Raw genomic sequence first — 18,438 nt, 5'->3', positions numbered from 1 at the left:
GCACGAGACCGATCGCCCCCGATCCCGTTGGGATCGGGGGCGATCTCGTTTCTCACTCCGTCGCCAGCGGGCCGTGCCGGTCCAGGTGCAGGTAGGTGTAGACGGTGGTGATCAGGCAGACGATGGTCGCCAGCAGCAGCAGCCCGAGGCCGTCGGTGATCATGTTCATGAGTCCGCCGATGAGCCCGCCGAGCAGGAATGACGACCAGATCAGGAAGTGGCCCAGCCAGGCGGCGGCGGTGGCCGCGCCCGCGAGGTGGCGTTCGAGCCCCTGGCCCATCTTCACCAGGGCTCCGGTGAAGTAGGTGATCGGCACCGACACCTCCCCGTTCTTCACGAACGAGGTGTTCAGCGCCCCGGTGCCGAAGGCCACGAACAGGATCGGCACCAACTCGATGTCCGGAGCTCCGGCGGGTGTCTCCGTGAAGTAGTCGATGACCGTGGCGACGGCGAGGCTCATCGTGGTGAGCAGCGTCGGCCCGTGCGGATGCTGGGTCCAGAAGTGCCGCCGACACCAGGACGCCACGAATACTCCGGCCACGAAACTGACGATGAGCAGGATGGCGGCCAGGGCCATGGAGCTGCGCCCGTCGAACCAGTTCACGATGGCGCGCTCGGAGTTGCCGGTCATGAAGGTGACGAAGTAGCCCTCGGTGTGCAGAAGTGCCGCCGCGCCGATGACACCGGCCATGGCGGCGAGCACCCAGGACAGCCGTGCTTCAGCGTCGAACATGCCCGCGTAGGGGCTGCTTTCCGTTTCCGGCACAGGTAGAGCTCCTTCCGGGGGGATGTGAGCGCTACCAGTCTTACCGATGCATCCTGAGAATCAGCTGTCGCCGGGCTGTATTGCTAGCCAGTTGCTATCAATCGATCCACGATTCGCTGCGCAGGGGGAATCGGAGAATTCAGTCATCTTGACGATGCCCGATGTGCCGGAGAGTTTCCTTTCGTGGTGCGCGCCGAGAGGATTCCCTCGCGCTCCAGGCGGGCGGTGATGTTCTGTACCGTCGGTCCCTCGCCGAAGCTGGAATATCTGGTTGTCGTCACCGCGCAGGCCGCGAACCACATTGCGGCACCACCGATTCCGACTCCGAGTAGGAAGAACCACAGTTCGCCGGGCATGGTCACCTCTTGACGTCCGTATCGTTCGTGTCGATCGACAGCTCCCACCCATGACGGTAAACACAGAAAAATTGCGGTGCAATAAGAAAAATCCATGTTCCATACTGTGCGCCGTAAGCTCGCCCGGTCTGCAATCCTTGTCGGCAGATCCGATCGGAAGGAGTGAGCATGGATTCGTTACGAAGGCGCTGCGGGATCTGCCGGGCGCACACATCGATCCTCTGGCGGTGATCGCCGGCAAAGCCCATCAGGTAGAAGGAGTTTGACCCGGTGGCCGAAAGTACCCTTGGGGCACGGGTAGCGGAGTTGCGCCGGCGTAGAGGGCTATCGCAGAAGGAGCTTGGCGCCGCCATCAGGCGGTCGGAAAGCTGGGTGTCGCAGGTAGAGCGGGATGTACTGCCGGTCGAGAGACTGTCGGTACTGCAACGGCTCGCCGATGTTCTCGGAGTCGCGGTCCGAGATCTGCGGCCGGAAGCGGCCGAACCGATGTCGACCGACCGTGCGGGCGGCGAACGCGTGGGTTCAGCGGTCTTCGAGCAGTTGCGACTCATGCTCACCGGCCATCCGGCGCTGGATCGGCTGTTCGACGACGAGACCGGTCGCGAGCCGGTCGAGGTGCCGCAGCTGGCCGAACGCGTCGATCTGGCCTGGCAGCTGGCACACGAGTCACGGCTCGTCGAAGTGGGCAGCAGCCTGCTGGAGCTCATTCCGGATCTGGAACAGGCGGCACGCGTCGCGGCGACGCGGCGGGAGGTGCTGGGCCTGCTGTCGCGCGCCTATCAGGCGGCGGCAACGGCATTCACCCGGCAGGAAGAGGTCGACGCCGCGTGGGTGGCGGCCGATCGAGCGCTGGCCGCGGCCGAACGCTCGGGCGACGCGCTCAGCGTGGTGGCCGGAACCTACCGCATGGCACAGGCATTCCTGCGGCTACAACGGTTCGAACAAGCCGAGCAGGCCGCGCGGACCTGCGTGGCGGCACTGGAACCGTTGGTGGACGACGATCGGCGGAGCACGCCGGAAGTCCTGTCGCTCTACGGATCTCTCCAGCTCATGCTGGCGGTGATCGCGGCGACGGAGGGCAACCGCGCACAGTCGCGGGCCGGGCTCGCCGCCGCACGCGGTGCCGCCCTGCGCATCGGAGACGACCGCAACGACTTCGACACCGAATTCGGGCCGACCAGTGTCGCCGTGCACGCGGTGGCGGTGGCCGTCGAACTCGGTGACGCCGGTGAGGCCCTCGATATCGCGCGGGCCGTGAACGCTTCCACGCTCACCCCGGAACGACAGGCGCGCTTCCTGGTGGATGTGGCGCGGGCGCACGCGCAGCGGCGGCAGGCGCATCAGGCGCTGGAAGCCCTGCTGACGGCCGAACGGCTGACGCCGGAGCTCGTACACACCCATCATCGGGCTCGGGAGGTGATGCGCGATCTGCTGCAGTTCGCGGGCCGCCGCCCGTCGGAGGAATTGCGGGAGTTGGCCGGGCGCGCCGCGGTGACACCCTAGTCACCGGCTCCTAGTTACCGGCTCGGATGCCAGGAGTGCGAGGGTCGGGGCCGAGGCATGCCACGATCAGGCACCCCGGCGGTGCGTCGGCGAAGGGCGGCGCGAGCGGAATGTCCAAGCAGGACAGCACATTGCAGCCCGGATAGGCGGCCGGTCCGAGACCGAGGACGGCGAGCGCGATATCGCCGTCGAAGTACCGGCGCGGGTCCAAGCGCAGGGGCGGCTCGACGTAGCGGCCCGGGTCGGGTATCGGGCTGTCCCGGAATGCCCGCAGCAGCCGTCGGAAGAATTCGTGCGGCACCTCCATGCCGTATTGCAGAATTCCGGTGACCCCGCGGTCGGTATGGGTGCCGAAGACGCCGGTCCACACCACCATGAGATCCAGGCTGGGCACGATGTACACATGCTGTAGTCCGAGTCCGGACATGGAATACACGTCATCCGGGAGGAATTCCGGATTCTCCGCGCAACCCGGACCGAGCCAGAACAGATAGCCGTAACAGGAACTGGTCGCCGACGGTGTGATCGCCTGTCGCAGGTACGCTTCCGACACGATGCGCCGCCCGCCCCAGTCGCCGCCCGCGGCCACCAGCATGCCGATGCGGGCCAGATCGTTCGGCGGAATCATGAGATGCGCGTATCCGTAGGTGTTTCCGGAACGGTCGCGCGCCCAGTAGTAGTCGGTCGGCGGAATGCCGAGCGGATCGAAGAATTCCCGCTGGGCGAAGCGCTGCAATGGTTCGCCGACCGCACGTTCGATCACGTAGGCCAGCAGGTCGACATTGCGCTGGCTGTAGACGAACCGGGTGCCCGGCTCGTAATCGAACGGGACGCCGAGCGCCTGCACCGCGCTGTTGGGGTCGATCGGGATGACGCCGCTGAACCCCTCGGTGATAACGCCGATGCGCAGCCCGGAGGATTCGGTGAGCAGGTGCTCCACCGTGAGCGAGCGGTGCTTCGCGCTGCCGAGTCCGGGCGGCAGGTAGCGGTCGATGGGCGCACCGATATCGAGTCTGCCCCGATCCCAGGCGATTCCGGCGAGCAGTGCGACCACGCTCTTGGTGATGCTCCAGACGTTCCAGGGGGTGTTGCCGGTCTGTGCGTTGGTGGGGCCCTCGCCGATCAGGCAGTTGTGCCGGAAGACCTGTACGTTGAGCCGATTGCGGGTGGCGGCGAAGGCGAGGGCGTCGGCGAGCAGGGCGGAGTCCAGGCCGGTGGATTCCGGTCGGGCGCGCTCGAATTCGCGTCCCGACGGCGTGGCGCACGTCGTGCTCGCCCGCGGGCCGGGGTCGGCTTCCGCCCGCACGGTGCCGCCGACCAGCGATCCCGCCGTCAGTAGGAGTGCCGTGACCGTTGCGAGCCCCCTGCGCACCATGTGCACAGGCTATCTGTCAAGCCCCCTGGGCAGCGGTAGAAATACCGGTCACCGCCGGGCGAATCGGCGAATCGCGTACACCCCCGCGCCCGCCGCCAGCACGGCCGCGCCGGTGAGCACCGAACTCGTCGGCAGCGACAGCCCGACCACCACGCAGCCGATCGCGCCCACCACCGGAACCGCCCGGGGCGGACGGTTTTCCGCGGCCGTGAGGGTGGCGGCCGAGACATTGGCGATCAGGTAGTAGACCAGGACCGCGAACGAGGAGAACCCGATGGCGGCCCGGATGTCGAAGCTCACCGCCACCACCGCCACCACCGCGCCGACGGCCAGCTCGGCCCGGTGCGGCACCCCGTAGCGCGGATGCACCGCCGCCAGCACCCCCGGCAGCTGCCGGTCGCGGGCCATGGCCAGGGTGGTCCGGGAGACGCCGAGCACCAGCGCGAGCAGCGAACCGGCCGCCGCGACCACCGCGCCCACCCGCACCACCGGGGCGAGCGCCGGCACGCCCGCCGCGTCGACGGCGCGCGCCAGCGGATCGGCGTAGGCCGCCAGTCCTTTCGACCCGAGCACCAGCAGCACCGCCACCGCGACGAGCGCGTACACCGCGAGTGCCAGCCCGAGCGCGATGCCGATGGCGCGCGGAATGGTGCGCCGCGGATCCCGCACCTCCTCACCGAGGGTGGCGATGCGCGCGTATCCCGCGAAGGCGAAGAACAGCAGACCCGCGGCCTCGAGCACGCCGCGCACCCCGATCTCGCCGTCCGCCCGGGCCGCTCCGCCGTGCTCGCCGAACAGGCACACCGCGACCACGGTGGCCAGCACCACCAGTACCGCCGCCACGATGAGCCGGGTCGCCAGCGCCGACTTCTGCACGCCCACATAGTTGATCGCGGTGATCACGGCCACGGCCGCCACGGCCACCACCCGCGCGTGCTCCGGCCACGCGTAGGCCCCGACCGTCAGCGCCATGGCCGCACAGGACGCCGTCTTGCCGACCACGAATCCCCACCCGGCCAGATATCCCCAGAACGGTCCCAACCGCTCCCGGCCGTACACATACGTGCCGCCCGACACCGGATACAGCGCCGCCAGCCGCGCCGACGACGTGGCGTTGCAGTACGCGACCACCCCCGCCACCCCGAGTGCGAGCAGCAGCCACGACCCCGCCGCCGCGGCCGCCGGGGCGAGCGCCGCGAAGATCCCCGCCCCCACCATCGATCCGAGCCCGATCACCACCGAATCGCTCAACCCGAGCCGCCGATGCAGTGCATCGTCCTGAGTCGCCATGCCCACATCGTCGCCGCCCGGGCCCCTACGCGCGACCCGACCCGCACGGCACCGGGCACTCGGCAAAGGGTTCTTCGGAAAAGGGTTCCTCGGAAAAGCGAAGCGCCGCCAGTCGGGGGGATTCCTGGCGGCGCGGCTCTCGCAGCATCGCTGCGAAGGGTGTCGACGTCCCACAAGCGCCTCTCGGCGAGTGGTCGCTCGAAGCGACGAAGGGTGCGGCCCGGGGCTGTCCGGACGCCGACAGTGGTTCACAACGGCGGGGGTGCGGGATGTATTCCGGGGCCGGGGATGTGATTCGCGCGACCCCGGCGGGGCCTTGTGGACCGCTCGGCGTGTCGGCGTATCTAGGCTGAGGCAACGTCTACCTGCGTAGATCATTTTTCTGGAGTGATTCCAGAAAATTTTCTTGACTTATTCCAGATTAGAGGGAGACTGGGTTCATGCACACCGGGTACGACGCGCGGGAGCGATTGCGCGAAGTCGGCCTGCGGGTTACCGCCCCGCGGGTCGCGGTGTTGGACGCGGTGGTCGCGGCGCCGCATTCGGATGCGGACTCCGTGGCCGCCACGGTGCGGGAACGGCTCGGGTCGGTGTCCACGCAGGCTGTGTACGACGTGCTCAGGGCCTGTGTGGGAGCCGGGCTGCTGCGGCGGATCGAACCGGCGGGTTCATCGGCGCTGTACGAGGCCCGCACCGGGGACAACCACCACCATCTGGTGTGCAGGAGTTGCGGCACGGTCGTGGATGTCGACTGTGCCGTGGGCGCGGCCCCCTGTTTGGAACCAGCCCGGACCCACGGCTTCTCGATCGATGAGGCCGAGGTCGTCTTCTGGGGGCTGTGCCCGGCCTGTCGTCCGTAAGATGCCTCGCAGCCCGAGGCAGTACAGCCGAGGAGACGTCGAATGACCAAGCCGACCACCACCAATACCGGTATCCCGGTCGTCAGCGACAACGAATCGCTCACCGCCGGCACGCAGGGCCCGATCCTGCTGCACGACCACTATCTGATCGAGAAGCTGGCCCAGTTCAACCGCGAGCGGGTGCCGGAGCGGATCGTGCATGCCAAGGGCGCGGGCGCGTTCGGTGAACTGGTGGTCACCGGTGACGTCAGCCGATACACCAAGGCCAAGCTGTTCCAGCCGGGTGCGCGCACCGAGTCGCTGGTGCGGTTCTCCACCGTCGCCGGTGAGCAGGGCAGCCCCGACACCTGGCGCGATCCGCGCGGTTTCGCGGTGAAGTTCTACACCGAGGACGGCAACTACGACATCGTCGGCAACAACACGCCGATCTTCTTCATCAAGGATCCGATCAAGTTCCCCGACTTCATCCGCTCGCAGAAGCGCCTGCCGGGCAGCGGACTTCGCGACCACAACATGCAGTGGGACTTCTGGACCCTGCGCCCCGAGACCGCGCACCAGGTGACCTGGCTGATGGGCGACCGCGGCATTCCGAAGACCTACCGCCACATGGACGGTTTCGGTTCGCACACCTACCAGTGGGTCAACGCCCAGGGTGAGCGCTTCTGGGTGAAGTACCACTTCAAGACCGACCAGGGCATCGAATTCCTGACCCAGGCCGAGGCCGACCGCATCGCGGGGGAGGACGCCGACTTCCACCGCCGCGACCTGTGGGACGCCATCGAGCGCGGCGAGTTCCCGAGCTGGACGGTGAAGGTCCAGGTCATGCCGGTCGACGAGGCCGAGGGCTACCGCTTCAACCCGTTCGACCTGACCAAGGTGTGGTCGCAAAAGGACTACCCGCTCATCGAGGTCGGCAAGTGGACGCTCAACCGCAATCCGGGCAACTTCCATGTCGAGATCGAGCAGTCCGCCTTCGAACCGTCGAATGTCGTTCCGGGCATCGGCTTCTCGCCGGACAAGATGCTGCTGGGCCGCGTCTTCGCCTACGCCGACGCGCACCGCTACCGCATCGGCGCCAACTACGCGCAGCTGCCGCCCAACCGGGCCAAGGCCGCCGAGGTGAACTCCTACTCCAAGGAGGGCCCGATGCGCTACGACTACAACCCGGCGGATGTGCCGGTGTACGCGCCGAATTCGTTCGGCGGCCCGCACGCCGATCCGGAGCGGGCCGGTGACGAGGGCCTGTGGAACTTCGATCCGACCATGGTGCGCGCGGGTTACGTCCAGCACGCCGAGGACGGCGACTTCACCCAGGCGGGCACGCTGGTCCGCGAGGTGCTCGACGACGCCGCGCGAGATCGCCTGGTGGCCAATGTGGTCGGGCACGTGCTGGGCGGTGTGCGGGAGCCGGTGCTGAGCCGGGTGTTCGAGTACTGGAAGAACGTGGACAGCGATCTCGGCAAGCGCATCGAGGAGGGCGTGCGCGCCGGGCTCAACGGCCACTGAGTGAAATCCGCGCTGCCTCCGGCTCTTTCGGCCGGGGGCAGTCGTGTGTCCGCCGCGTGGCCCCGGTCACCGTGCGCGGCGCGCCTCCAGCCCGTCGATGAGCAGTTCGAGTTCGGTGTCGAAGAATTCGTCGCGGCTGCGCGCCGAATCCAGCTCGCGGTGTCGGGCGTAGCTGCGGTGCAGGCGCGGGTACGGTTCGCTCATTCGCTGCGAGGCGGTCATGATCTGCTCCATCCACTCCTGTTCGCCGAGGCCGCTGCGGGTGACCGTGGTGATCATGGCGGTCTCGGTGGTGGTGGCCCCGATCAGGTACGCGAAGATGGCGTTGGTGGCGCGGTCGGAGGTGGTCGCGTCGAATCCGGCCACCTCGAGAATCCCGAGCATGCCGTCGGTCATTCGCATCACATTCGGGCCGAGATAGACCAGCCCGGCGGTACTCAGCACGGCGGGCATCCACACGTGCCGCAGCATGGTGGCGCGCATGCTCCGGCCGAACTCCATCAGGTCGGTGCGCCAGTTCTCCGCCGCCAGCCGCTCGGGTAGACGTATCTCGCCGAATACCTCGTCCACGACGAGTTCGAGCAGTTCCTCCTTGTTCGCCACATGGGTGTAGAGCGAGGTGGCTCCGGCATTGAGCCGGGTGCCGAGTTTCCGCATGCTGAGCGCCTCCAGGCCCTCGCTGTCCAGCAGTGCGATGGCCTCCGCGACGATCTGTTCCCGGTTCAGTGCCGGGGTGTCGCGCCGCGTGCGCTGGGGACGCGTCCATACCGTCGCAAACTGCTCAGCCTTCGCTGTCATGGCCTCTCCTCTTCTGTCCGCGGCCAGCATAACCGCTGTTAGAACGCTGTTCGACGCACCGAACAATGTTCTCGCTTGCGAACACTGTTCGGGTGACCGTACAGTGTTCGCAGATGCCGAACAGTGTACGGCGAACTGGATCGAAGAGGGATTCGACATGAGTGATATCGCAGGCGCGGCGGTGAGCACCGAAGCGCCACAACGTAATCCGAAGCGCTGGTGGATTCTGGTGGTGCTCTGCCTGAGTTCCCTGGTGCTGGTGATCGACAATATGGTGCTGAACGTCGCCATCCCGCAGATCTCCACCGAACTCGGCGCGACGTCCCAGGACATCCAGTGGATCATCGACGCCTACATCCTGGTGTTCGCCGGACTGCTGCTCACCTCGGGCAGCCTCTCGGACCGGTTCGGACGGCGGCTCGTCATGGTGGTGGGCCTGGTGGTCTTCGGCGTGGCCTCGATGCTGGCCGCCTATGCCGACACCCCGCAGTTGCTGATCGCGGGCCGGGTGCTGATGGGCGTCGGCGGTGCGCTCATCATGCCGAGCACGCTGTCCATCCTGATCACGGTGTTCGACGAGCAGGAGCGGCCCAAGGCCATCGCGTCCTGGAGTGCCGTGGCCATGGTCGGCATGGTCGGCGGCCCGATCGTGGGCGGTGTGCTGCTAGAGCACTTCTGGTGGGGTTCGGTGTTCGTGCTGAACGTGCCGATCGCGATCGTCGCCATCGCCGCGGCCCTGCTGCTCATGCCGGAGTCGAAGGGGCCGTGGACGAAGCCGGACCTGTCGGGCATGGCGCTGTCGATCGTCGGCACCACCGCGCTGGTGTGGACGATCATCGAATGGCCGACCGCGGGGTTCGACGGCACCTGGGGCGCACTACTGATCGCGGTGGCCGGTCTGGCCGCGTTCGTGGTCCGGGAACTGCGGGCGGAGTACCCGATGGTGCCGTTGCAGCTGTTCCGCAACCGGGTGTTCACCGGCTCCAGCTTCTCGCTGGTGCTCGTCACCTTCGCCAATGGCGGCCTGCTGCTGGTGCTCACGCAGTACCTGCAGTTCGTGCTGGACTACTCGCCGATGCGCACCGCGCTCGCCTTCACTCCGTTCGCCCTGACGGCGCTGGTGTTCAACGGTATCGGCGCGGGTCTGGTGCAGAAGGCCGGTGTGCGCCCGGTGATGTTGGTCGGAATGGCGGTGCTGGCAGGCGGTTTCGTCATGCTGTCGCTGCTCACCACCGATTCCGGATTCTGGAAGCCCGCCCTGGCCATGACCTTGGTCGGCGCGGGTGCCGGTCTGGCCATGCCTGCCGCCATCGGCGCGCTGATGAGCGCGATCCCGCCGGAACGGGCCGGTGTCGGCTCCGCGCTCAACGACACCATCCAGCAGACCGGCGGCGCGCTGGGCGTGGCGGTGCTGGGCGCGGTGTTGGCCGGCACCTACACCGAGGAGATGCCCGCCACGGCCCCGGCCGCCGCCCGTGAAAGCATCGCCCCGGCCCTGACCAGCGGCGACGGCATGCTGATCACGGCCGCCAAGGACGCCTTCACCACCGCCATGTCGGCCACCTTCCTGGGCGGCGCGGCCAGCGTCCTGGCCGCGACGGTCATCGCCTTCTTCCTGATGCGGGGTGCGAAAGCAGCTGGGGGAGAGGGAGGACCGGTCGAAACATCCGAACAGGAGGATGCGCCGGGCGGCGGAGACGACGATCTGGTGACCTCCGGGTAGCGCCGAACGCCAACCGAATACGCTTGCGCCCCGGCGGCTTCGCCGGGGCGGAGCGCTGTCATCGACCCTCTCGTTCTCCGCCGACCAGCCGCAGCACGCTGCGGCGCAGGGCCCGCTCCGCCGCGGGCTGGTCCATTCGCCCGGCCGTGACCTCTGCCCCGGCCGCGTGGCTCACCGCGACAATGGCCGCGGCGAGCCATTCCGGCGTTGCGGCGCTGTCGAATTCGCCCTGCCGCTGACCGCGACGGAGCAGCGGCAGCAGGTGGTCGAGGACGGGATCGTGGAGTTCCCGGCTCTCCTCGGGTGCGGTGGGGGCGATGAGTTGCAGCGTCGGATGCGCCTCGAAGGCGCGCCAGCCCACGTCGAGAATGCGCAACAGCGCGTCGACGGCGCTGCCGCTGTCGAGGTCGGCGGCAGCCATGGCGGCGACCGTCGCGGCGGTGGTCCGTTCGACCACGGCCGTGAGCAGTTCCTCCCGCGAGGAGAAGTGCGCGTAGATGGTTTGGCGGGTGACGCCCGCCGCCGCGGCTACCGCGGCCAGTCCCGCATCGGGCCGCTCGGCGAGCAGCCGGGTGGCGGCGTCGAGAATCGCCGTGCGGCTGCGTTCCGCATCGGCGCGTCGGCGTGGTCCCGGACTCATGGAATTCTTACACCCTTGTCAAAGTTTCGGCCGCGCTCTAACCTTTACAGCGTTGTCAGAATTCTATGGCAGGAGAGCCATGAACATCGACTCGCCATCCGATCCCGCGCAGTTCATCAGGGATTTCTTCACCTCCTTCACCGACGCGGCGATGAGCGACGGTGACCCGGCGGAGGTCGTCGACCGCTTCCACAGCCCGGGATATCGTGCAGGTGGCCGACGGTCTGCGCATCGACCGCGACCGCCTGATCGCCCACCTGCGCCCCATACGAAAGACGCTGGCCGAGTATCGCTTCGACGTCCACGAGGCCATGGCCGACGGCGGCCGCATCGCCGCCCGCATGACGATCCACGCGCGACGGCGCAACGGTGACGAGATCACCACCGACGTGCACTTCTTCGGGGAGTTCACCCCGGACGGCCGCATGCGCCGCGCCCACCAGCTCACCCGCACCGGCACCGCCGCTTGATCACCGGGAACTCTCATGCGTATCCATATCCTCCGTGCCGCATCCCTGCTCGCCACCGGGTTGCTCGCCGGTGCCTTCGGCTATGGACTGGCGAATATCGCGCCCACCTTCCATCGCGTCCCGCTGCAGCTGCGGCTCGAGTTCCACACCGAGCTCATGCGGGCCAACAGCATCAGCATGCAGCTCACCATGGCGACGGCGGCACTGAGCTGTACCGCTCTCGCCATGGCGGCCCGGGGCCGAAGCCGGGTGCTGGCCGGGGCGGCGGCGGTGCTGGTCGTGGCCTCCTTCGCCATTACCCGGCTGGGCAACGTCCCCATCAATCACAAGATCAACGCGTGGGTGACCGACGGTGCACCCGCTGATTACGCGGCGATCCTGTCGCGCTGGGACTTCTTCCACGGCCTGCGCACCGGTACGGCGATCGCGGCCTTCGTGTTGATGATCGTGCTCGCACTGTGGCCGCACCGGTCAGGGCAGCAGCTCCTCGATGCGCGCGGTGCAGAAGCCGGTGATGTCCGTGTCCGGGGGTAGTCGGACGCGGTCGGCCATGCGCAGCAGCGGAATCGAGAGCAGGACGGCGGCGAGGATCTCGTTGTAGTGGAGGTTTCGGACCGGCATGCCGGTGGCGGCTTCGTAGTGGGTGATGGTCTCCGCGCGGGTGGGGGTGCCGGGCAGGGGGGTGTGGCCCTCGAAGACGCTGCTGGCCCAGTCCAGGAACAGCAGCCAGGCCAGATCGTATTCGTGGTCGCCGAGGTGGGCGGTCTCCCAGTCGAGGACGCCGGTCACGCGATAGTCCTTGTCGTAGAGGATGTTCGACATGCGGGCGTCGCCCCAGCACAGCACCACGTGTTCGGGGTCGTAGCGGTGGGCGCGCAGCCAGTCGACGGCCCGGCGGTAGGTGGCGGGTGGGTCGCCGGTGGCCCAGGCGAGGGCGGCGTCGAGGTAGTTGACGAGCTGGTCCACCGGTCCGGACCCGAATCGGGGCATGGCCAGGAAGTCCAGACCTAGTGCCCGCCAGTCCAATCGGTGTATCGCCGCGATGGTGTCCACGCAGCCCCACCACATCCGCGCCCGGTTCTCCGGACTCGCGGCATAGTAGTTGCCCGCCACGTGATACGACGGATAGTCGCCGGGCGCTTCCCCGTCGAGACGGTCCATGACGAAATACGGGCTGCCCAGGGCGGTGTCCGAGCGGTCCAGCCACCGAACGGTGGCGACGGGCAGGACGGTGTCGGCCAGGCGCTCCATGACAAGCACCTGGCGCAGCAGGTCGTAATCCGGGAACAGCGACAGCTCCGGCGGACGTCGGAAAACCAAGGGGATGCACCGATTCTCATCGACCACCTCGAACAGGTAGGTCTCGGTGGCGAATCCGCGCGGACTGGGTGCCCAGTCGCGGATGCGTGCGGTCGCGCTCACCGGCAGGCGCTGTCGCAGAATGGGTTCCAGGGCGGCCGGTAACCGCTCCCCGGGCAGGCGTGCGGTCGACACGATTCTCCTATCCCGCGAATCCGTAGCGGGCATGGCGACCCATGCAGACCATTTCCACCAGGCCGTGTCCGACCTCGCCGCCGTGCTCGACCCGGCAGAAGGTCTCACTCAGCATGCTCACCCGGCGCAGCTCGTCGGTATCGGACAGGTCGACGGTGAAGCCGTCGCTGTAGTACGGCCCGCGCCAGAGCCCGGAGGCGTAACCGCGGTAGTTGTCGTACCCGGCCAGGCCGGGCCAGAAGTCCTTCAGCGCGGTGACCGCGAATTCTCGGGTTCGCCCGTCCGCGCCGTGGGCGCGGAAGGTGCCCTCGCGCAGGATTCGGAAGTCTTCCCGGAACCGTAGATCGTGCTCCACCGACACGATCGGAATCGGCGCGGCCGCGGAGTCGATACGCGGGACGACGGTGCCCTCGAAATGCCACCGCTGTCCGTCCGCGGTCTCGCGATGCGCGAAATGCACCAGTTCGTCCGCGAATTCGAAGATGCCCATGAAGTACAGGACGCCGTCCGGGACCTCGGGGGGCTGCATGCCCTCGCCCTCGGCCAGGCTGCCGCCGCCTCCGCCGTGTCGGGTGCCCCAGGAGTGGTCGCGCCCGAACCACCAGGTGTCCGGATCCAGTTCCAGGCGTTCGCCCTCCACCTCGAGCCAGCCGGAGACGCGCCCGTTCTGGTAGTACCGCCGTGCGTCCTCACGCACTCGCCCGCGCGACCGGAAGAACGCGGGTTCCTGTTCGTAGGCCGGGAATTCGGCATCGAAGTCCAGGTGCAACCGCACTCCGTGTTCATTGTCGTCGAGGCTGGCGTGCACCGTGCGCAGCGGTTCGCCGATCTCGTAGCGGTAGGGGCCGACCTGCCAGGAGCCGAGACCGTCGTAGCGTCCGGCGATCTCGCGGGACATGCGCACCACGTGGGTTTTGCCGCCGTCCAGGGTGACCATGGCGTAGGCGTCGGTGACATTGCGGTTGGGATAGCGCGCCATACCGGTCATGACGGTGGCGGTGCCGCCGGTGTCGAAGCCGTACAGCACGATTCGCTCGGTCCAGCGCAGATCGCTCTGCAGGACGTGATCGAAGGTGGTGGGCAGCTGGTGGCAGAGGAGTTCGTCCTGGGGAGTCAGCATGGGAGTGCCTCTCGTGCGGCCCGGCGTGCGAGCCCGCTATTAGAATACGAGGCATAGCGTATTTCAATCGGGCGCGCCGATAGGCTGAATCGGACGAATACTCGACATGAGGGAGGGTTCGCGTGACCGCACCCGCAGGCACCCGCACCGGGCCGGGGCGGCCCCGAGACCCGCAACTGGACGCCCAAGTACTGGCCGCGGCGCAGGAACTGCTGGTCACCGAGGGCTACGAGGCCACGACCATCGCGGCCGTCGCGCGCCGGGCGGGGGTGGTGACGACCTCCATCTACCGGCGCTGGCCGAGTCGGCGCGCGCTCATCGAGGATGCGGTCTTCGCGCTGGACCCCGGCAACCATCCGGTGCCCACGGGCGACCTGCGGGCGGATCTGCTGGCCTGGACGCGGCTGTGCCACGGCGCCGCGGCGCATCCGGCGGCCCGCTCGGCCATCCCCGGTCTGCTCGCCGCCTACCACGACGACCGGGCGAGCTACCGGCGGATTCTCGATCGCGGAGAGCAGCCGACCCGGCGGGCGCTGCGGGAACTGCTGACGGGCGCGGCGGCCGCGGGGCAGGCGTCAGCCGGATGCGATGTGGACGCGATCTTCGAACTCCTGCGCGGTGCGACGCTGATTCGCGCGCTGACGCACGGCGAAGAGGGCGCGGACGCGTTCTGCGAGCAGATAGCGGACGCGCTGGTCGTTGTGGCGCGCACGCCTCAGCGCAGCAACCCGAACCAATAGATCAGGGTGGCCAGAATGAAGACGACCACGGTTTCCATATCGCTCCCAATCTGCTTGCCGCACTTGTTTCCATGATGCCTCCAGGCACCGGAGGCCGGCCAGGCCATCCATGAAACAAGATCGCATGGCGACCGGATCGTGATACACGAAAGAGCCCGCCGGACCTGATCGGCCCGGCGGGCTCTACCCTCCGCCCGCGAAACCCGACACCCCTCGTGGTCGAGTACCGCGGCCCCACCCCGACCCGCCGCCATCGCTCCTCCCCGAGACGATCTGAGCGGGTGCTACCCCCCCGCGGGATCCGCCGGGCTCGGCACCTCCCCGTGCTCGAGCCCGTCGGGCTCCCGCCGTGCCCGTCCGGCCCGCCGCCTCCCCGCGGCCGAGCCCTTCGAGCGTCCCCCCGTCCGATGGTCCGCGCTCCCGGACGCGAGACCACCGGTGTTCCGGCCACCGCCGCCGGACCCGACACCCCTCGTGGACGGGTCCGCTCGACGGTGGTGGTTCGTGTCGCCCGGGCACGACCCGACACCCCTCGTGGACGGGTCGCGCCCCGGCTGCCACCCTCGATGGTGGTTTTCCGGGTGACACCGGCTGTTCCGGTGTCGAGACATACGATGTCGCGCCCGGCTTGGCACGCCCTTAACAAGACCTTGCAACCTGAAACTCGCAGGCCGGCAGTTGTTTTCGGCGCTGCGGGCGCGGTGCTCAGCGTGAACGCTCGCCAGCTGCCAGCGTGGTGTAGCTGTTGGATAGCGGGCTGGGGAGATTCCGCGCCTGGAAGGCCACGGTCAAGACAAGTGCGGCGAGCGTCAGATTCCTCGCGTTCATGGCAAATATGTAGCAGAAATGCAGGTAGATCCGATCGGGACACGCAGAGTCGGCGTGGCGTGCAAAACGCCGATATCGGCGGGTCGCGGCGTGTCGTCATTCTCTGCGCGGCGTGTGTCGATTGGTAGCGAGTTGGTAGCGCGCTGGCGCAACCGGATTGGGTATGGTGCGCGGCGAATTCGCTCGGAGAACTTCCTATTTCAGCATCGGCGGCATTTCACATGCCGCCGATGCGCTTTCGTATGCGCACTCGAGGAGGAGCTGTTGAACGTGTGGCGATCGCGGTGGTGGCACCCCGTGCTGCCGCTTGCCGTCCCGGTCCTGGCCGTCGCGGCCGGATCCGTACCGGCGCAGGCCGAGGTGATCACCGACTACCCCGTGGTCATCGATGTCAGCGCCACCCCGGGCGGCCTGTGCGACGGCCCGCTCCAGGGCACCACATCGGTCTGGTACCCGCCCGGCATCCCACTCCGGGCCGATATCGAGTGGCGGATGCGCGCCGGCGACCGGCTGCTGCGCAGCGGTACGGCGCGCGTGGACGGCGAGGTGCTGACCATTCCCTTCGAGATCGCCCGGCACGAGGTTCCGGCCTCCGGCCCGCTGCGGGTGGATGCCCGTGCCCATCTCCCCGGCGGCGCCGTCACCGAGTTCGGCACTCCGTGGCCGCTGTACCCGGCGCGGGAATGCGATGCGCTGCACGTGGTCTCGGTCGGCGACGCGGTCATGTGGGGGCAGGTGCTCGACCTGGAACACAAGTTCGCCCACCTGACCGCCGAAACCCTGGGCGCGCGGACCGGCCGCGCCGTGGAACTGCACGACTACTCGGTGTCCGGCGCGGTTCTCGACGCCCCGACCGTGCCCGCGGGCAACGACGACGCGGGTTGTCTCGAACAGCATTACGCGCGCGAGGTGTACGGCACCGTCGCCATGGAGTCGGTGCCGCTGGACGAACGCCTGCCGGATGTGTTCTGCCAGTTGGAACGTGCCGCCTCGGAGGCGGAGGCGGGCGGCTACCGGGTGGACCTGGTGCTGGTGAACGGCTGCGTCAACGACCTCGACCCCTTCTTCGGCATTCCGCTCGGCGTCACCCCGGGCAGCGCCGACCTGGTGAGCGCCGTGCGGCGCGAATGCGGTGGGGAGGGCGCGGATCCGGTGAATCCGGCCGCGGACGTGCCCTACTACAGCGGGGCCAAACTCGGCTACGGCGGCCGCGGCATGCGCGCCGCCCTGGAACGTGCGCACGACCTGCCGGGCGCGCCGAAAGTGCTGGTGTCCAACTACTTCCACGGTTTCGATGCCGAGCTGCTGCCGGACGGGCTGCCCCGCTGGTCGGAGTTCGTGCGATTATCCGCGGCCGCCTTCGGGCAGGCCGCGCACGAGGCGAACGCCGCCGCCGGAGTCGATTTCGCGGTGGCCGCCGACGGACTGGTGGCGCGCGACGGCGTACCCGGCGCGACGAGCCGACTATCGCTGAATCCCTTCGGCGACGAGTCGGTCACGCTGCGGGCCTTGACCTGTCCCGAGACCGATCACGAGGCCCCGCAGTGCCGGATCCCCGTACTGGGGCGGCCCGATGTGGACGGGGCGCGACGATACGCCGAGGCGTTCCTGTTGCATCCCCGGATGCGGGAGTGGTTCGGCGGGGGCGGGCCGACGGGCGAGGGCTTCACGCTCTCCCACGAGTCCGGGCCGGTCGGGCAGACGGTGCATTTCGACGCCACGGCGGCGGGCAGCGCCGTCCGCGAGTACGACTGGTACTTCGGGGACGGCATCCACGTCACCACCACCGCGCCGACGGTCGCGCACACCTACACCGGCCGCGGACCCCATCGGGCGCGGCTGGTGGTGACCGACGTGGAGGGCAACCGCACCCTGTACGAGGCTGGCGCGTCCATCACGATCGGCTGACGGCCCCGCCCCGCAGCGCGGCCGCCAGTTCGGCGATGGCGGCATCGGTGACCGGATAGCCCGGGAAGTAGCAGCACACCCGGGAGATGGTGTCCCCGAACCGCTCTCGAATGGTGGCCGCGCACGCGGCGGGGGTACCGCTGACGGCGATGGCGTCGACGAGGTCGTCGTCGATGCGCGCGGCCATCTCCGGCCAGCGCCCCTGTTTGGACAGTGCATTGAGTTCGGGCTGCAACCCGGCCCGCCCCTCCACCGCGAGGACCGGTCGATAGGCCGGGGTGGAACCGTAGAACGCCAGCAGATTCCGCACCGCCCGCCGCGCGACCTCGATCTCCGCGTCCGTGGTGCCCATGGCCACGATGGCTTCGGCGATGATCTCGAACGGGCGCTCGGACCCGTCGAGGCCGGCCGCCACGGCGGGCAGTGTCCGCTCCCGGTAGTGCCGAGCGCTGTTGAACGGCATGACGAGCAGCCCGTCGGCCACCTGCGCGGCCATCTCGGTCATCCGCGGTCCCAGCGCTCCGACCAGCACCGGCGGCACCCCGCACGGATTCGGTCCGGGGGAGAACTGCGGCGGCATGAGCGTGTGCCGCCAGAACGGTCCGCGGTGGTCGAGCCGCTCCCCGGTCTGCCAGGAGCGCAGAATGGCCTTGACCGCCAGCACGGTATCGCGCATCCGTTCCACCGGCCGCGACCACGTGCTGCCGTAGCGCTTCTCGATGTGCGTGCGGATCTGGCTGCCGAGTCCGAGCCGGAATCGCCCGTCGGACAACAGGTGCAGATCGTAGGCGGCGTGCGCGAGGTGTACGGGGCTGCGCGGGAAGGCCATCGCCACATTGGTCATGAGCGAGAGTTCGGGTACCCGGCTCGCGGCCACCAGTGGGAAGAACACGTCGTTCGGCCCCTCGAAGGTGAAGACGCCGTCCACCCCGAGCGCCCGCAGTTGCGCGGCCCGGGTGCTCGCTTCCAGGGCGGAACCGTTCAGCCACACGTCGATCGGTAGTCCCACCCGTATCTCCTCACTGATCCCACACACCCCTCCCGGGACCGAAGAGGGTGCA

Annotated in this window: 16 protein-coding genes; 8 read left to right on the top strand and 8 right to left on the bottom strand. The window is 68.5% G+C overall.

Annotation, left to right across the window (positions count from 1 at the left end):
• Positions 1 to 52: 52 nt before the first annotated feature.
• Positions 53 to 733: a YoaK family protein gene (locus FOH10_RS29990; RefSeq protein WP_143984397.1), complete on the bottom strand. Its 681-nt coding sequence runs from the start codon at positions 731 to 733 to the stop codon at positions 53 to 55.
• A 659-nt stretch (positions 734 to 1,392) separates the two neighbouring features.
• On the opposite strand from FOH10_RS29990, the gene FOH10_RS29985 reads away from it, so the two are divergent.
• A complete protein-coding gene (locus FOH10_RS29985; protein ID WP_143983198.1) occupies positions 1,393 to 2,625 on the top strand; it encodes a helix-turn-helix domain-containing protein in 1,233 nt (410 codons plus the stop codon).
• A gap of 10 nt (positions 2,626 to 2,635) precedes the next feature.
• Here the strand turns inward: FOH10_RS29985 and FOH10_RS29980 are convergent, their stop codons facing one another.
• Both FOH10_RS29980 and FOH10_RS29975 read right to left on the bottom strand, forming a co-directional pair.
• Positions 2,636 to 4,000: a serine hydrolase domain-containing protein gene (locus FOH10_RS29980; protein WP_039808740.1), complete on the bottom strand. Its 1,365-nt coding sequence runs from the start codon at positions 3,998 to 4,000 to the stop codon at positions 2,636 to 2,638.
• Between the two features lie 48 nt (positions 4,001 to 4,048).
• A complete protein-coding gene (locus FOH10_RS29975; protein ID WP_143983197.1) occupies positions 4,049 to 5,290 on the bottom strand; it encodes an APC family permease in 1,242 nt (413 codons plus the stop codon).
• Positions 5,291 to 5,730: 440 nt separating this feature from the next.
• Between FOH10_RS29975 and FOH10_RS29970 the strand changes: the two genes are divergently transcribed.
• Positions 5,731 to 6,150, top strand: a complete 420-nt coding sequence (locus tag FOH10_RS29970) for a Fur family transcriptional regulator (RefSeq protein ID WP_029932806.1) — start codon at positions 5,731 to 5,733, stop codon at positions 6,148 to 6,150.
• 42 nt (positions 6,151 to 6,192) lie between these two features.
• The gene (locus FOH10_RS29965) at positions 6,193 to 7,656 is read left to right on the top strand and encodes a catalase (RefSeq protein ID WP_143983196.1); all 1,464 of its coding nucleotides are present in this window, start codon (positions 6,193 to 6,195) and stop codon (positions 7,654 to 7,656) included.
• Between the two features lie 66 nt (positions 7,657 to 7,722).
• Here FOH10_RS29965 and FOH10_RS29960 read toward each other — a convergent pair whose 3' ends face one another.
• Positions 7,723 to 8,454, bottom strand: coding sequence for a TetR/AcrR family transcriptional regulator C-terminal domain-containing protein (locus tag FOH10_RS29960; protein WP_143983195.1), 732 nt, complete (start codon positions 8,452 to 8,454; stop codon positions 7,723 to 7,725).
• Between the two features lie 157 nt (positions 8,455 to 8,611).
• Here FOH10_RS29960 and FOH10_RS29955 point away from each other — a divergent pair, with 157 nt between their 5' ends.
• A complete protein-coding gene (locus FOH10_RS29955; protein ID WP_143983194.1) occupies positions 8,612 to 10,177 on the top strand; it encodes an MFS transporter in 1,566 nt (521 codons plus the stop codon).
• A gap of 58 nt (positions 10,178 to 10,235) precedes the next feature.
• Here the strand turns inward: FOH10_RS29955 and FOH10_RS29950 are convergent, their stop codons facing one another.
• Complete coding sequence (locus tag FOH10_RS29950) at positions 10,236 to 10,817, bottom strand: TetR/AcrR family transcriptional regulator (RefSeq protein WP_143983193.1); 582 nt, start codon at positions 10,815 to 10,817, stop codon at positions 10,236 to 10,238.
• 161 nt (positions 10,818 to 10,978) lie between these two features.
• On the opposite strand from FOH10_RS29950, the gene FOH10_RS29945 reads away from it, so the two are divergent.
• On the top strand, positions 10,979 to 11,287 hold the full coding sequence (locus FOH10_RS29945) for a nuclear transport factor 2 family protein (protein ID WP_244961430.1): 309 nt from the start codon (positions 10,979 to 10,981) through the stop codon (positions 11,285 to 11,287).
• Between the two features lie 15 nt (positions 11,288 to 11,302).
• Positions 11,303 to 11,821 carry an anthrone oxygenase family protein gene (locus FOH10_RS29940; protein ID WP_143983192.1) on the top strand — a complete coding sequence of 173 codons (519 nt, stop codon included), beginning with the start codon at positions 11,303 to 11,305 and terminating at the stop codon, positions 11,819 to 11,821.
• Here FOH10_RS29940 and FOH10_RS29935 read toward each other — a convergent pair.
• Together FOH10_RS29935 and FOH10_RS29930 are read right to left on the bottom strand one after the other, a co-directional pair.
• A complete protein-coding gene (locus tag FOH10_RS29935; protein ID WP_244961429.1) occupies positions 11,759 to 12,781 on the bottom strand; it encodes a phosphotransferase family protein in 1,023 nt (340 codons plus the stop codon). The two genes, FOH10_RS29940 and FOH10_RS29935, sit on opposite strands and share 63 nt — an antisense overlap.
• A gap of 7 nt (positions 12,782 to 12,788) precedes the next feature.
• Positions 12,789 to 13,901: an Rv3169 family protein gene (locus FOH10_RS29930; RefSeq protein WP_143983191.1), complete on the bottom strand. Its 1,113-nt coding sequence runs from the start codon at positions 13,899 to 13,901 to the stop codon at positions 12,789 to 12,791.
• A gap of 122 nt (positions 13,902 to 14,023) precedes the next feature.
• Here FOH10_RS29930 and FOH10_RS29925 point away from each other — a divergent pair, with 122 nt between their 5' ends.
• A complete protein-coding gene (locus FOH10_RS29925; protein WP_143983190.1) occupies positions 14,024 to 14,641 on the top strand; it encodes a TetR/AcrR family transcriptional regulator in 618 nt (205 codons plus the stop codon).
• 1,098 nt (positions 14,642 to 15,739) lie between these two features.
• Positions 15,740 to 17,377: a PKD domain-containing protein gene (locus FOH10_RS29920; RefSeq protein WP_244962133.1), complete on the top strand. Its 1,638-nt coding sequence runs from the start codon at positions 15,740 to 15,742 to the stop codon at positions 17,375 to 17,377.
• On the opposite strand, the gene FOH10_RS29915 is transcribed toward FOH10_RS29920, so the two are convergent.
• Positions 17,364 to 18,386, bottom strand: a complete 1,023-nt coding sequence (locus tag FOH10_RS29915) for a TIGR03617 family F420-dependent LLM class oxidoreductase (RefSeq protein WP_143983188.1) — start codon at positions 18,384 to 18,386, stop codon at positions 17,364 to 17,366. The genes FOH10_RS29920 and FOH10_RS29915 overlap by 14 nt on opposite strands.
• Positions 18,387 to 18,438: the final 52 nt, after the last annotated feature.

This window comes from Nocardia otitidiscaviarum (assembly GCF_007362295.1).
GTDB classification, from domain to species: domain Bacteria; phylum Actinomycetota; class Actinomycetes; order Mycobacteriales; family Mycobacteriaceae; genus Nocardia; species Nocardia otitidiscaviarum.
The sequence above is the reverse complement of the archived record's forward strand: the minus strand, read 5'-3'. Positions and strand labels throughout refer to the sequence as shown.

What these genes read in the sequence shown, in the direction of transcription:
- FOH10_RS29990 (WP_143984397.1), bottom strand. Translation starts at nt 733, where the DNA reads ATGTTCGACGCTGAAGCACGGCTGTCCTGGGTGCTCGCCGCCATGGCC.
- FOH10_RS29980 (WP_039808740.1), bottom strand. Translation starts at nt 4,000, where the DNA reads ATGGTGCGCAGGGGGCTCGCAACGGTCACGGCACTCCTACTGACGGCG.
- FOH10_RS29975 (WP_143983197.1), bottom strand. Translation starts at nt 5,290, where the DNA reads ATGGCGACTCAGGACGATGCACTGCATCGGCGGCTCGGGTTGAGCGAT.
- FOH10_RS29970 (WP_029932806.1), top strand. Translation starts at nt 5,731, where the DNA reads ATGCACACCGGGTACGACGCGCGGGAGCGATTGCGCGAAGTCGGCCTG.
- FOH10_RS29965 (WP_143983196.1), top strand. Translation starts at nt 6,193, where the DNA reads ATGACCAAGCCGACCACCACCAATACCGGTATCCCGGTCGTCAGCGAC.
- FOH10_RS29960 (WP_143983195.1), bottom strand. Translation starts at nt 8,454, where the DNA reads ATGACAGCGAAGGCTGAGCAGTTTGCGACGGTATGGACGCGTCCCCAG.
- FOH10_RS29955 (WP_143983194.1), top strand. Translation starts at nt 8,612, where the DNA reads ATGAGTGATATCGCAGGCGCGGCGGTGAGCACCGAAGCGCCACAACGT.
- FOH10_RS29950 (WP_143983193.1), bottom strand. Translation starts at nt 10,817, where the DNA reads ATGAGTCCGGGACCACGCCGACGCGCCGATGCGGAACGCAGCCGCACG.
- FOH10_RS29940 (WP_143983192.1), top strand. Translation starts at nt 11,303, where the DNA reads ATGCGTATCCATATCCTCCGTGCCGCATCCCTGCTCGCCACCGGGTTG.
- FOH10_RS29930 (WP_143983191.1), bottom strand. Translation starts at nt 13,901, where the DNA reads ATGCTGACTCCCCAGGACGAACTCCTCTGCCACCAGCTGCCCACCACC.